16 protein-coding genes are annotated in these 12226 nt (G+C 69.1%); 6 read left to right on the top strand and 10 right to left on the bottom strand.

The window, feature by feature from the left end; genetic code table 11:
* Nucleotides 1–108: 108 nt before the first annotated feature.
* From araD to AC0VY3_RS03065, 3 genes are read right to left on the bottom strand one after another with little or no spacing between them, the layout of a single operon-like run.
* Nucleotides 109–1878 (bottom strand): L-arabinonate dehydratase, encoded by a 1770-nt coding sequence (araD, locus tag AC0VY3_RS03075; RefSeq protein WP_475551625.1) that lies wholly within the window; start codon nt 1876–1878, stop codon nt 109–111.
* On the bottom strand, nt 1875–2777 hold the full coding sequence (locus tag AC0VY3_RS03070; RefSeq protein WP_475548850.1) for a dihydrodipicolinate synthase family protein: 903 nt from the start codon (nt 2775–2777) through the stop codon (nt 1875–1877). The genes araD and AC0VY3_RS03070 overlap by 4 nt, the downstream gene beginning before the upstream one ends.
* Before the next feature lie 53 nt (nt 2778–2830).
* A complete protein-coding gene (locus tag AC0VY3_RS03065; RefSeq protein ID WP_006125376.1) occupies nt 2831–3487 on the bottom strand; it encodes a GntR family transcriptional regulator in 657 nt (218 codons plus the stop codon).
* A 305-nt stretch (nt 3488–3792) separates the two neighbouring features.
* Here AC0VY3_RS03065 and AC0VY3_RS03060 point away from each other — a divergent pair, with 305 nt between their 5' ends.
* Nucleotides 3793–4602 (top strand): NAD-dependent epimerase/dehydratase family protein, encoded by an 810-nt coding sequence (locus AC0VY3_RS03060; RefSeq protein ID WP_475548849.1) that lies wholly within the window; start codon nt 3793–3795, stop codon nt 4600–4602.
* Nucleotides 4603–4755: 153 nt separating this feature from the next.
* Nucleotides 4756–5145, top strand: coding sequence for a VOC family protein (locus AC0VY3_RS03055; protein ID WP_475548848.1), 390 nt, complete (start codon nt 4756–4758; stop codon nt 5143–5145).
* 150 nt (nt 5146–5295) lie between these two features.
* On the opposite strand, the gene AC0VY3_RS03050 is transcribed toward AC0VY3_RS03055, so the two are convergent.
* The 7 genes from AC0VY3_RS03050 to AC0VY3_RS03020 all read right to left on the bottom strand — a co-directional run bounded on the left by AC0VY3_RS03050 (nt 5296) and on the right by AC0VY3_RS03020 (nt 9766).
* Entirely contained in the window at nt 5296–5832 is a 537-nt protein-coding gene (locus AC0VY3_RS03050; protein WP_475548847.1) for a DUF6924 domain-containing protein, read from the bottom strand.
* Between the two features lie 135 nt (nt 5833–5967).
* The gene (locus tag AC0VY3_RS03045; protein WP_475548846.1) at nt 5968–6288 is read right to left on the bottom strand and encodes a MafI family immunity protein; all 321 of its coding nucleotides are present in this window, start codon (nt 6286–6288) and stop codon (nt 5968–5970) included.
* Between the two features lie 124 nt (nt 6289–6412).
* Nucleotides 6413–7159 (bottom strand): phosphotransferase family protein, encoded by a 747-nt coding sequence (locus AC0VY3_RS03040; RefSeq protein WP_475548845.1) that lies wholly within the window; start codon nt 7157–7159, stop codon nt 6413–6415.
* Nucleotides 7160–7296: 137 nt separating this feature from the next.
* Nucleotides 7297–8121, bottom strand: coding sequence for an alpha/beta fold hydrolase (locus AC0VY3_RS03035; RefSeq protein ID WP_475548844.1), 825 nt, complete (start codon nt 8119–8121; stop codon nt 7297–7299).
* Between the two features lie 131 nt (nt 8122–8252).
* Nucleotides 8253–8678, bottom strand: a complete 426-nt coding sequence (locus tag AC0VY3_RS03030; protein ID WP_475548843.1) for a DUF5959 family protein — start codon at nt 8676–8678, stop codon at nt 8253–8255.
* 15 nt (nt 8679–8693) lie between these two features.
* Complete coding sequence (locus AC0VY3_RS03025; protein WP_475548842.1) at nt 8694–8915, bottom strand: DUF397 domain-containing protein; 222 nt, start codon at nt 8913–8915, stop codon at nt 8694–8696.
* Nucleotides 8912–9766: a helix-turn-helix domain-containing protein gene (locus tag AC0VY3_RS03020; protein ID WP_103513209.1), complete on the bottom strand. Its 855-nt coding sequence runs from the start codon at nt 9764–9766 to the stop codon at nt 8912–8914. The genes AC0VY3_RS03025 and AC0VY3_RS03020 overlap by 4 nt, the downstream gene beginning before the upstream one ends.
* Nucleotides 9767–9961: 195 nt before the next feature.
* On the opposite strand from AC0VY3_RS03020, the gene AC0VY3_RS03015 reads away from it, so the two are divergent.
* From AC0VY3_RS03015 to AC0VY3_RS03000, 4 genes are all read left to right on the top strand, one after another.
* Nucleotides 9962–10384, top strand: coding sequence for an ATP-binding protein (locus AC0VY3_RS03015; protein WP_475548841.1), 423 nt, complete (start codon nt 9962–9964; stop codon nt 10382–10384).
* The gene (locus tag AC0VY3_RS03010; protein ID WP_475548840.1) at nt 10381–10731 is read left to right on the top strand and encodes a PAS domain-containing protein; all 351 of its coding nucleotides are present in this window, start codon (nt 10381–10383) and stop codon (nt 10729–10731) included. The genes AC0VY3_RS03015 and AC0VY3_RS03010 overlap by 4 nt, the downstream gene beginning before the upstream one ends.
* Nucleotides 10728–11261 carry a hypothetical protein gene (locus AC0VY3_RS03005; RefSeq protein ID WP_475548839.1) on the top strand — a complete coding sequence of 178 codons (534 nt, stop codon included), beginning with the start codon at nt 10728–10730 and terminating at the stop codon, nt 11259–11261. Before AC0VY3_RS03010 ends, AC0VY3_RS03005 begins: the two co-directional genes overlap by 4 nt.
* Before the next feature lie 593 nt (nt 11262–11854).
* Nucleotides 11855–12202, top strand: coding sequence for a hypothetical protein (locus AC0VY3_RS03000; protein ID WP_063751868.1), 348 nt, complete (start codon nt 11855–11857; stop codon nt 12200–12202).
* Nucleotides 12203–12226: the final 24 nt, after the last annotated feature.

Below are 12226 nucleotides of genomic sequence, written 5' to 3'. Positions count from 1 at the left end.
TCGCATGCGTGTGCGGAGTGGCTGTCGCCACACACACGGCAGCAAGCGCTTTCTCATGGCCGCTGGGCGGCCCGGGCGCCCCGCCGCGCGGAGCCCTCGTCGCCCGGTTCACCCCACGTACGGGTCGGGCACTTCTCCTTGCCGGGCCAGGAACGCGAAGTCGCATCCGGTGTCGGCCTGGGTGATCTGGTCCTGGTACAGCGCCCCGTACCCGCGCCCGTAGCGGGCGGGCGGCGGGCTCCAGGCGGCACGGCGGCGTTCCAGCTCGTCGTCGTCGACGCCGAGGTGGAGCAGGCGGGCCTCGACGTCCAGGGTGATGAGGTCCCCGGTGCGGACCAGGGCGAGGGGCCCGCCGACGAACGACTCGGGCGCGATGTGCAGGACGCACGCCCCGTAACTGGTGCCGCTCATCCGGGCGTCGGAGATCCGCACCATGTCCCGTACGCCCTGCTTCAGCAGGTAGTCGGGGATCGGCAGCATGCCGTACTCGGGCATGCCCGGCCCGCCCTTGGGTCCGGCGTTGCGCAGCACGAGGACATGGTCCGAAGTGAGCGCCAGGGCCGGGTCGTTGATCGTGCGCTGCATCTCCCGGTAGTCGTCGAAGACGACGGCGGGCCCGGTGTGACGCAGCAGGCGCGGCTCGGCGGCGATGTGCTTGATGACCGCGCCGTCGGGGCAGAGGTTGCCGCGCAGGACCGCCACCCCGCCCTCCTCGGCCAGGGGTTCGGCGCGCTCGCGGATGACGGCGCTGTTGTGGACGGCCGCCCCGTCGAGCTGCTCGCGCAGGGTGGCGTGCGCGACGGTGGGCCGGTCCAGGTGCAGGACGTCGGCGATCCTGCTCAGGAAGCCGGGCAGCCCGCCCGCGAAGTGGAAGTCCTCCATCAAGTACCGTCCGCCGGGGCGGAGATCGGCGAGGACGGGCACCGTACGCGCGATCCGGTCGAAGTCGTCCAGGGTGAGCTTCACACCGGACCGGCCCGCCATGGCGATCAGGTGGATCACGGCGTTGGTGGAGCCGCCGAGCGCGAGGACGGTGGCGACGGCGTCCTCGTAGGCGTCGGGGGTGAGGATCTGCGACAACGTCGTCCGCTGCCGTACGAGTTCGACGATCCGCAGACCGGAACCCGCGGCCATCCGGTCGTGCCCGGAGTCGACGGCCGGGATGGAGGAGGCGCCGGGCAGGGTGACGCCCAGCGCCTCGGCGGCGGCCGTCAGCGTGGAGGCGGTGCCCATCGTCATGCAGTGGCCGGCGGAGCGGGCGAGGCCGTTCTCCAGCTCCCCCATCTCGCAGTCGCCGATCAGCCCGGCCCGCCGCTCGTCCCAGTACTTCCACATGTCCGTGCCGGAACCGAGGACCTCGTTGCGCCAGTGGCCCGGCAGCATCGGCCCGGCCGGCACGAAGACGGCCGGCAGGTCCACGGAGGCCGCGCCCATCAGCAGCGCGGGCGTCGACTTGTCGCAGCCGCCCAGCAGTACGGCCCCGTCGACGGGGTACGAGCGGAGCAGCTCCTCGGTCTCCATGGCGAGCAGGTTGCGGTAGAGCATGGGAGTGGGCTTCTGGAAGGTCTCCGAGAGGGTGGAGACCGGGAACTCCAGCGGGAACCCACCCGCCTGCCAGACGCCCCGCTTCACCGCCTGTGCGCGTTCACGCAGGTGGGAGTGGCAGGGGTTGATGTCGGACCAGGTGTTGAGGACGGCGATGACCGGCTTGCCGAGGTGCTCCTCGGGGAGGTAGCCGAGCTGACGGGTGCGGGCCCGGTGGCTGAAGGAGCGCAGCCCGTCGGTGCCGTACCACTGGTGGCTGCGCAGCTCCTCGGGCGCGACGGGGGCGGCTTTCCGGTCGTCCGTCTCCGCGACCGCTTTCCGGTGATCCGTCACAGCGCCCACGCCGCTATCTGCTCGGCGACCTCGGCGCGCCGCTCCTCCGGCAGGACCCGGCTCGGCGCGCGTACGTCACGGCGGCAGAGGCCGAGCACGGACAGGGCCTCCTTGACGACCGTGACGTTGTTGGCGGACTGCTCCTCGGCGCGGAGCTCCTCGAAGCGGCGGATGCGCTCCCACACCTTCATGGCCGCCACGTAGTCCCCTGCGCGCAGCGCTTCCAGCATGTCGAGGGAGACGGCCGGGGCGACGTTGACGAGGCCGGAGGTGAAACCGGTGGCGCCGGTGGCGAAGTAGGAGGGGGCGTACAGCTCGGCGAGGCCGGCGACCCAGACGAACCGCTCCAGCCCGGCGTCGCGGGCGAAGGCCCCGAAGCGCGCCGCGTCGGGCACCGCGTACTTCACGCCGATGACGTTGGGGCAGCTGTCGGCGAGCGCGGCGAGCCGGTCGGCGTCGAGCAGCGGGTTGCGGATGTACGGGACGACTCCGAGCTCGGGGACGGCCTCGGCGATGGCCCGGTGGTAGTCGACCCAGCCCTCCTGGGCGACATAGGGGTGCACCGGCTGGTGGACCATCACCATCGCCGCGCCGGCCTCGGCGGCGTGCTCGGCGGCGGCGACGGCGGCCGGCACGTCGTGGCCGACGCCCACCAGGACGGTGGCGCGTCCGGCGGCCTCCTCGACGGTCAGCTCGGTGACCAGGCGCCGCTCGTCGGGGGTGAGCGCGTAGAACTCCCCGGTGTTGCCGTTCGGGGTGACGATGCGGACACCGCCGTCGAGCAGCCTGCGCGTCAGGGCGCGGTGGTTCGCGATGTCGATACTGCCGTCCTCGGCGAACGGGGTCACCGGGATCGCCACGACGTCTGCGAGGGCCGCCTTCAGCGGAGAGAAGTCCATGCGGACCGGCCTTTCGTCGGATTGCTGGTGGTGGTGCGGTTCCAGCAGACGGTTCACGCGGCACCGCCCCCGTCCTCGTCGTCGGGGAAGGCGCGGCGTACGAACGATGCGATGTGATGATGCAGAGCCCCGGCGGCGGCCTCCGCGTCGTCGGCGAGGGCGAGCCGCAGGATCTCCCGGTGCTCGGCCGCCTCGCGCTCCCAGGAGGGGACGGCCGACCAGGCCACCGTGGAGACGAGGGCCGCCTGGTCGCGGACCTCGTCGAGCATCCGGGCGAGCAGGGGGTTGCCGCAGGGCAGGTACAGGGCGCGGTGGAAATCCCGGTTGGCCAGCGACCTGTCGGCCTTGTCGAGCGCCGAGTCGGCCCGTTCCAGGGCCTCTTGGGCCGCTTCCAGCGAGGCCTTGCGGTTGACGGACCGGCGCAGCGCCTCCGGTTCCAGCAGGAGGCGTACGTCGTACACCTCCCGGGCCATGGTCGCGTCGACGAGCCGCACGGTGACGCCCTTGTACTGGCTCATGACCACGAGTCCGGTACCCGCGAGGGTCTTGAGCGCTTCGCGGACCGGGGTCTTGGACACTCCGAACTGAGCGGCGAGTTCCGTCTCCACCAACGCCTGTCCCGGTCTCAGCTGCGCGGTGAGGATGGCGTGCTTGATGGCCTCCAGCACGTACTGGGTCCGGGACGGGATCGGGGCAGGGGCGAAGGTCATGGGTGACGGGCTCTCACATCTCGCGTATCGCGTCTCATATATGACGTACGAAGTACGACGCGATGAAGCTAGAGCCGCCCGGAACGCTTCGTCAACGCTTCGGACAGAACAACTTTTCGGACGGATGGACCCCTTGACGTAACCTCATGGACTTCTTAGCTTGTCCACGTATGCGAACGCGGTCCACGGCCTTGAAGGCCTGGGGCGTCCTGACGCCGTGGAGGCGTCACGACGCTCGGAGTGCCACGACGCCCGCCCGGTGCCGCGCCCGCACCGCATCGCATCGCTCCCGAGGAGACCCCCGTATGCCAGCTCCCCGTACCGTCCTGCTCACCGGCGCAGCGGGCGGCCTCGGCACCCTGATGCGAGGGCTGCTGCCCGCGTACGGCTACGACCTGCGGCTCTTCGACCTGGTCCCGATCGAGGACGAACCGCAGGCCATCACCGCCGACCTGAACGACCGCAAGGCACTGCGCGAGGCCGTACGCGGGGTTGACGCGATCATCCACCTGGCCGGCATCTCCTTGGAATCCACGTTCGACAAGATCCTCCGCGCCAATATCGAAGGCACGTACCACCTTTACGAGGCCGCCCGTGAGGAGGGCGTCCGCCGCATCGTGGCCGCCTCCTCCAACCACGCCGTCGGCCACACGCCGCGGCCGCTCGCCGGGGGCCCGCCGATCCCGTCCGACGCCCCGCACCGCCCCGACACCTTCTACGGCCTGTCGAAGTGCTTCGGCGAGGATCTGGCCCAGCTCTACTGGGACAAGCACGGCGTCGAGACCGTCTCGGTACGGATCGGGAGCTGCTTCCCGGAGCCCACCTCGGTACGCATGCTGTCCCTGTGGATGAGCCCTGCCGACGGAGCCCGCCTCGTCCACGCCGCGCTCACCGCCGAGGACGTCGGCCACACCGTCGTCCACGGCTCCTCCGCCAACACCCGCCTGTGGTGGGACCTGACCTCGGCACGGGCCCTGGGCTACGCACCGCAGGACGACTCGGAACCGTACGCGGCGAGACTCATCGCCGAACAGGGCGAGCCGGACCCCGCCGACCCGGCGCAGACCCGGCTCGGCGGCCACTTCGTCACGGATCCGCCGATCTGGCCGCACTGAGGTCCCGGGGGGGCTTAGGCGGCGGGCACCGATGAGTTCCGCGGCCGGGGCGGGTCATGAGTGGTGGGACGCGTCGAGCGACCGGGGACGGCCCGGCCCCCGCCGCGACCGGCAGGCCCACCCACCGCCCCACCGACCGAGCGAGGAACCACCATGAATGCCTCCACGACCGAAAACGCCGACAACGTCACCGGGCTGGGGGTCATCCTCGGCAGCACCGACTCCGACGCCCTGATCACCTGGTACCGCGCAGCGCTGGAGCCTCTGGGCGCCCGCTGGGCGGAGCACTTCCTGATCGTCGGCCCCGGAGCGATCATCGGCTTCGACGAGCGGGACGACGTCGCGGACAAGGCGGCCGAGCCGGGCCGGCAGATGATCAACATCACCGTGCGGGACGTCCGGGCGGCCGAGAAGCACCTCAACACCCTCGGGGTCACGTGGGTGCGCCCGGTCGAGGAGGTCGGGGGCGGCTGGTTCTTCTCCACGATCGTGGACCCGGTGGGCAACTACCTCCAGATCCTCCAGGGCCCGGAAACGCCCTGACACCCCTCCGGAACCCTCTAGCTTGTCAAGCACATCCAAACCGAGGAGAACACGGCGGCGGCGGACCTGACCCTCACCCCGGAGCTGCGGGCGCGGCTGGACGGGATCGCGGGGGCGGCGTGACCGACGGGCGGCCCACCCCGGGTGGCATCACAGCCCGGGGTGCGGCAGGGAGCCCGAACTCGCCGGTGCGGCCGTCACATCCCGTACGACCCCGTCCGGATCGGCGGCGGCCTCCTCGGCGAACTCCGAAAAGCCCACGTTGGCGAGCTGGAGGTTCTCGTGGACCATGTGCACGGCGTCCGGCACGACCCGCACCTCGCGGGGCTGCGGGGAGTCGATGAGCTCCTGGTAGTACATCGGGTCGAGGTCCTCGTCATCATCAGCGCCGAGGTCGAGGGCGAGCAGCAGACGCAGCGGCGAGCACATGGTGACACCGTCGGCGAGGAACACCACGCTCAGCTCCTCGTCCCGCGCCGCAGCGGCAACAGCCTCGTCACCGGTGACCCCGTCCCACCGCCGGTCCTCGACGAGATGCACCGCCGCCTCCCACTCCCGCTCCCCCTCGACGGCACGCGCCAGCGCGGCGACGATCTCGCCCCACGCGGCGTCATCGGTGTAGTCGGTCCGGACGACGAGCGGCGCCCACTCATCGCCCCGAACGATCTTCGGCAACTCTTTCCCCATCAGCTCCCCGGCCTCCTGGTCGACTCCGCTCCCACCGCACGGACCTTCTCACGTCCTGCTGATACGGCCGGCGGGCTCGGGAGGAGGAGTGATCTCCACTCGCTCAGGGCCGGGGAGGTTTACCGGGTCGGCAGATCATTCCTGCGCGGAAGCCGCGGCGAGGTGACGAAGGCAGGAGTCGGCAGCCTTGCGGTGGGGCAGGTGCGGCTCATCGCTGTAGAGCCGCATCTCACGAGCCGCACGATCCATGTCCTGCCAGAAACCGAGGGGCAGACCGAGGTCGTCAGCGAGATGGACCAGGCAGTCGAAGGCGAGTCCCAGCTCGTTGTGGTCCAGGAAGTCCGTGGTCGTCGAGAGATCGATCCCCGGCAGACGCACGAGGTGGGCCCGCGCCGCGTCGAGGTGGGCCCGGGTCCGCTTCCAGCTCGCCATCAGAGCCTCACGATCATCGGTCATCGCATCAGTGTTGCCGGTGCCATGACTTTCCACCAGCTGATTGACGACGACGCTGCACCCACCTCAGGCCGTGGCCTGCCCGGCGCGGCAGCGACACCCTCGTGGCGGTCGGGCCCGCGCAGCCTCACATCCGGGATCTCAGTACGTCGACCTCACAGCCCGGCGTGAACGGGTCGAAGCCGTGCTCGATCAGCCAGCGGACTGCCAGCAGGCTCCGCAACGCCCACCACGCGCGGATCACTTCACGATCGACGTCACCGCCGTAGCCGGCGAGGACGTCGTCGACGTGCTCCTCGTGTCCGAGCGTGAAGGTGGCGAGGTCGTACAGGGCGTCGCCCCGGCCCGCCTCGGACCAGTCGATGATGCCCGTGACCTCGTCGCCGTCGACGAAGACGTGGGCGATCTGGAGGTCGCCGTGCGTGAACGCCGGATTCCACGGCCTGAGCGCGGCCTCGGCGACCTGGCGATTACGGGTGACCAGCTCGGCGGGGAGAAGCCCGTTCGCCACGAGCAACGCGCACTCGGCGTCGAGTTCCGCAGCCAGCTCGCCGATGTCTCGGCCTGCCCGGCCGGGCAGGGGCGGCAGCGGCGCGTCGTGCAGCTTCCGGATGGCGGCGCCCGCCGCGGTCCACGCCGCCGGTGATCCGGTCGACGGCCCGCCGAGGCGCCCGAGGGCCGCCCCCGGGACTGCGGAGATCGCCAGCACGGGCGGCTTGCGCCACAGGACCTCCGGCGTCGGGACGGGCGCGAGGGCCATCGCCTCGACCTCGACGTCGATACGCGCCTGATCGGCGTCCACCTTCAGGAACACGTCACCGACGCGCAGAGTCGCACGCTCGGAGTGGGCGACGACGACTTGGACCTCATCCATGGGCGACGAGTATCCCGGCGACGGTCGTGGAAGTCTCCGGGTTCATTGCGTGGGCTTGCACGAACGAAGTGCCGCGGACCATCTGCTCAGGCCGTGGCGTGACAAGCCCAGCCCGGCCCGGCCGTTCTCGGACAGCTTCAGGAACGCGACAGAAAACGAGTGATCTCCCCCGCCACGGCTTCGGGGACGACCGACGGCGCGAAGTGCATCTGGCCGGGGAACGTCGTGCAGGTGACGTGGGGCAGCGCGTTCGCGAGCCGGTCGAGAGTTTCCGGCATCGGCTGCCAGGTGTCGGCGCCGCGCATCAGCAGTGTCGGGACGGTGACGGTGGACCAGCGCCCCACATCCGCCGAGTCGGCGGCCATCGATTCGAGGTCACGGTGCCAGCCGAGCGCGTCGTCGGGTTCGTCGTCGGCGGGCTCACCCGAATCCATGAGGTCCAGCAGCGCGGACGGGACGCGGGCCACCTTCTCCGCCAGCAGCCGATCGGCACGCCGCCGGTCGCGGGTCGCGGTCAGTGCCGCGAACTCGTCCAGCACGGGTGTCAGCTCCTCGCCCGCCGCATACAGCGGCGGTTCCCACAGCACCAGCGAGCGAACCGGCAGCCCGGACGCCACGGCGTGCAGGGCGACGGTGGCCCCATAGGACATGCCGACCAGATCCACGGGGCCGCCGATCTCGGCGATCAACGCCTCAAGATCGCCCACCTCGTCGGCAAAGCGCTTCGGCGATCGGCCCGGCCCGCTCGGGGCGTACCCGCGGCGGGCGGGCATCCACAGCTCGAACCGGGCGGAGAGGTGTTCGGCCACCGGCTGCCAGGAATGCAGACCACCACCGGAGCCGTGGACCAGGACGACCGGCGGCCCCGATCCGAGCTGCCGATAGCTGATGGCAGTTCCGTCGAAGGACTCCAACGACGCTGTGGCCTCACAAGCCTCTGGCAAGTTGATCTCGCTCGGCATGCCAAGACCGTTGCACGGCCCGTCCCGGCTGATCCACCGATTTTCCGCAGCTCAAGCAGCCACCCTCAACCCGGCTCCGCGATCCGCCGGACAGACCCTGGTCACCCTCAGAGTGCTTCTACTCCTCCCGGTCACTCCCGTGACAGGTGGTCGCCCCAAGCGCTGAGGACGGATTCGAGCAGGTGCCGATGAGATTCGATCCAGTCGGCCGGCAGGTCGATCGGCACGCGAACAGTCGCCATGGAGGTGAGGACGTCTTCCACAACGACCTCGGGGCAGTCACGCTGCCCGTTCAGCTGGATGAACACGGAAGGACCACGCTGGACCTGCAACCAGGCGATGTCCTCGCCGGCCTCAAGACGGTCCAGGGCCTCGCCCCACGAGACCAGACGCGACCGCCACAACGCGAGATCTACTCGACCGCTCACGAACGGCGTGTCGACGACGATCTCCGCTGCGAGTCCTCCAGCCACTTCTTCCAGAGGACCGAGAACTGTGATGCGAACACAGTTGCCGTCGCCATCACGCAAGAGAGCCAGATCCAACTGCTCAGCCATCACCAAGTGACCTTCTTAGAGCGAGCCGTCCTGCACGGCGGCGACGAAGGCCTGCCACTGCTCCGGGCCGAAGGTGTGCGCGCCGAGAGAGCGACCCTTGGTGTCCCGGACCGCGTGGCGGCCGGAGGCCAGGAAGGCATGCTCGACGCAGTTGTTGTTCGACCCGCTGTACGTGCTCCTGTGCCAGCGCGCACACTCAAGCTCGGTCTTCGGAACGCGAGCCGATCCCTCGATCATGATCTGCTTTCCTCGATAAGGTCGCGAATGTACTGCCGGGATGCGGTGGGCGACAGCGCTGCGGCAGTCAGTTCGTCCCATGCCTTGCCGTACGCCTGCACATCGGGGTTCCGCTCCAGCAACGTACCACCGGTGATGTGCTCCAACCACACCACTTCCACCGGCGGATCGGCCTGCAGTCCGAGGATGGAGAACGACACGTACTGCTCGATCGGCAGGGCAGATTTCAGCGGCAGCACCTGAATGGTGACGTTCGGCGACGATCCGGCTTCCAGCAGATGGGCCAACTGCCCCGCAACGAGGTCCGGTCCACCGCCGATGCGGTGCAGGGCAGGGGCGTCGATCACGACGCGGAGCCGGAAGCCGAGCTTGTTGTCGAGCAACACCTTGCGCTTCATGCGGGTTTCGACAAGCGCCTCCACTTGGTCGGCCGGTACCGCCTCCTCGTACAAGCGGCGCATGTACGCCTCGGTTTGGAGCAGCCCTGGAATGACCATCGGCTCGAACGCGCGGACCGCCTGGGAGTCCGCCTCCAGCATCAGGTAGTCCTTCAGGGCGTCATGGAGAAACGGCCCCTGTCCGGTCCACCAGTCGACCTTGTGAATCTCCTTCGCCAGCCGCTTCAAGCTGGCTCGCTGCCGCTCGTCCTCAAGCCCGTACAGATTGAGCAACGTCGTCAGGTCCAGCGGGCGGATCCCCCGCTTGCCGTTCTCGATCTGACTGATCTTCGGCTGTCCGCACTCCAGCGCCTCCGCCGCGTCCTGGACCTTGAGGCCGGCGTTCAGTCGGAGCTGTCGCAGTTCGCCGCCGAGTCGGCGGCTCCGCATCGTGGGCATGTCGCTCTGAGCCATGTCGCCATCCTGGCCGCCAAGTTCACCTAGGCACAACAGACTTCAGAAACTTGCACCCTCTCGAATGAAATCCAAAAGGAATACTTGCCTAAGCGATGCCTTACGCGACACCATCACTCTCGTGACCGAAAGCACCCGCCCGATCACGATCAGTGGGACGGCGGTGTGCCACACCACTTCATTCCGGAGGAACCCATGGCCGCCCCCCTCCCCGCCGAGTTAGACCCGCCCGACTACCACCAGGAACTCGTCGCCCGCCCCGAGACCCTCGCGATCATGCGCCGGATCGTCAGCGCGCACCTCGACCTCTGGGACCTGCGCGAGCTGAGCGACACCGCCACGCTCTGCGCCCACGAGTTGCTCACCAACGTCATGCGGCACACCAGCTCACCGCTCTGCACGATCACGCTGCGCCGCAAGCCCGACGGCGTACGCGTCACCGTCAGCGACTCCGACACCGCGCCGCCCGAACGGCGCGAACCCGACTGGAGCGAGGAGAGCGGGCGCGGGGTGCTCCTGATCGCCGCGCTCGCGGCGCAGTGCGGGACGGTGATGCGGCAGGACGGCAAGGACGTCTGGGCCGACATCCGCGCCGCGACACCGGCGTACGCCACGTGAACAGGCCGCTGCCACGCACCTATTGGTGTCATACGGACACCGACCACACACCAGCCGCCGGACCTCCGGACGACCTCGTCACCACCGCCCCCGGGCCGGCCGTCACCTGGATACGCGACTCCGTGCGACGGCTGACGCCGGGCCTCGACCATGACGCCCGGCACCGGGCCCGGGCCTGGCTCGACGACCGTCAGACCGCCGAGGCCGCCGTCCGCTGCCTGCGTCGCGGCCAGGGGTACGCGTACGAGCTGCGCACCCCCGACGGAACCTGGCGCTGGACGGCGTACCCGGTCTCCGCCCTCCCCCTGTCACCGACCGGCCACCCGCCGCTCAGGAGCCACCGATGAACGACACTCCCACGCACACACCCGCACCGCCGTCACCCTCCTCGGAGCTGCGCGCCGCGCTCAGCGAGGCAGGGCTGCGTGCGGGGGTCGCGGACACCGAGGCGGGCGACCTCGTACGGATTACGCCTCTCGACCCGGTCGACGCACAGCAGTTGGCCCGACTCATCCGCACCGGAACCAAGCGTGCCCTCAAGGCCGCCCGTGCCCTGCGGGAGATCTGCGCCGGGTACCGAATCGATCTCCCGGGGCTACGCGTCCGGCAGGGCCGCATCACGCTCGGGCCCATCCAGGTCGACGACGCGGCGCGGCTGGCCCGACTACTGAATGCGGTTCCGCCGACCACCGAGCAGCCGGACACCGATGCCACACCTGACGCCGTCGCTGTGAAGGCCATGCTGACGCATGCCTTCCCACAGGCCACCGGCGGCGTCCTCTCCGTATCCGTACGGGAGAACACCCCCGACCTCCTGGACCTGGGCTCGATCGACGCCAGGACCGCACGACGCCTGATCCGCGCGCTTCAGTTCTGAACCACCACACTCAGGCAGCACCTGCAGCACAACTGCGCTTACAAAAAGGCGACTTGTTGGTCGGGGGTCGCTCCTTTCCCTCATCGGTGATCTGGTTCGTGAAAACAACCAGATGCCGAGCCTCCTTCTCCCGTACGACAGCATGTCGTCCGCCACGGCAGCGTCAGTGGTTCTGCACGAGAAGTGCAGTGCGACCGGCGGGCTCCATGGAACTACGCCGCGTCCGCCCCGAACGCCACTTCAGGGGGCGGAGGAGCCCAGTGCGCGATGCGATCTCACCGGCTGACGCGGAGGCTCTTATTCCGAAAACTGGATTCAGGCCAAAACTCCCTCATGGCCATCAACGGCATATGCAGTGTTTGTGCGCGCACCAGTGAAAAGCCGGGCTGGCGCACCGTGATCGATTTTGAGCCTTCGAGAGGCCAACTCTGCATATGAGCAAGTCACTTGCTTATAGTGATCACCGCGTCGCGTCCGGGGCCCCGGCATGGACGTCGCCAGAGCAGGGCTTTGCATCAATCGGCGACCACGCTGCCGCCTCTCTGGTATGCCCAGTGTCCTTTCGACATCATCATCTGAAGGAGTGCACACGAATGACGAGGACGAAGTTCGTCGCTGCCGCGCTGCTTACTGTGGCGCTCGCGGTTCCTACGGCCACTGCCGTTGCCGCTGACGCCTACGGCGGCGGCGCCCATGCATGGTCTCCGGCTGATGGCGGCAAAAGCGGAAAGATAGCCGTCAAGGACAACAGCAAGGACGGGGATCCGGTGAAGGCCGAGTACTACCGGACGTCCAGCTCGGAGACGAAGCGGACCCTGTGGAACCACAGTGGTCCGGGGACCAAGGCCACCTCCGGCGACGGATCAAGAATCTACAAGTTCAAGGCATGTGACGAGAACTACGGATCGCCGGACGACTGCTCGGGCTGGGTCATCCCATAAGTCTGCTCTCCACGCCCAATACGC

Source organism: Streptomyces sp. iso_384 (assembly GCF_056172905.1).
Note: the sequence above shows the minus strand (reverse complement) of the source record. Positions and strands in the feature narration are given on the sequence as shown.

Coding starts and splice junctions, on each gene's coding strand:
- AC0VY3_RS03070 (WP_475548850.1), bottom strand. CDS start 2,777: ATGGACTTCTCTCCGCTGAAGGCGGCCCTCGCAGACGTCGTGGCGATC.
- AC0VY3_RS03065 (WP_006125376.1), bottom strand. CDS start 3,487: ATGACCTTCGCCCCTGCCCCGATCCCGTCCCGGACCCAGTACGTGCTG.
- AC0VY3_RS03060 (WP_475548849.1), top strand. CDS start 3,793: ATGCCAGCTCCCCGTACCGTCCTGCTCACCGGCGCAGCGGGCGGCCTC.
- AC0VY3_RS03055 (WP_475548848.1), top strand. CDS start 4,756: ATGAATGCCTCCACGACCGAAAACGCCGACAACGTCACCGGGCTGGGG.
- AC0VY3_RS03050 (WP_475548847.1), bottom strand. CDS start 5,832: ATGGGGAAAGAGTTGCCGAAGATCGTTCGGGGCGATGAGTGGGCGCCG.
- AC0VY3_RS03045 (WP_475548846.1), bottom strand. CDS start 6,288: ATGACCGATGATCGTGAGGCTCTGATGGCGAGCTGGAAGCGGACCCGG.
- AC0VY3_RS03040 (WP_475548845.1), bottom strand. CDS start 7,159: ATGGATGAGGTCCAAGTCGTCGTCGCCCACTCCGAGCGTGCGACTCTG.
- AC0VY3_RS03035 (WP_475548844.1), bottom strand. CDS start 8,121: ATGCCGAGCGAGATCAACTTGCCAGAGGCTTGTGAGGCCACAGCGTCG.
- AC0VY3_RS03030 (WP_475548843.1), bottom strand. CDS start 8,678: ATGGCTGAGCAGTTGGATCTGGCTCTCTTGCGTGATGGCGACGGCAAC.
- AC0VY3_RS03025 (WP_475548842.1), bottom strand. CDS start 8,915: ATGATCGAGGGATCGGCTCGCGTTCCGAAGACCGAGCTTGAGTGTGCG.
- AC0VY3_RS03020 (WP_103513209.1), bottom strand. CDS start 9,766: ATGGCTCAGAGCGACATGCCCACGATGCGGAGCCGCCGACTCGGCGGC.
- AC0VY3_RS03015 (WP_475548841.1), top strand. CDS start 9,962: ATGGCCGCCCCCCTCCCCGCCGAGTTAGACCCGCCCGACTACCACCAG.
- AC0VY3_RS03005 (WP_475548839.1), top strand. CDS start 10,728: ATGAACGACACTCCCACGCACACACCCGCACCGCCGTCACCCTCCTCG.
- AC0VY3_RS03000 (WP_063751868.1), top strand. CDS start 11,855: ATGACGAGGACGAAGTTCGTCGCTGCCGCGCTGCTTACTGTGGCGCTC.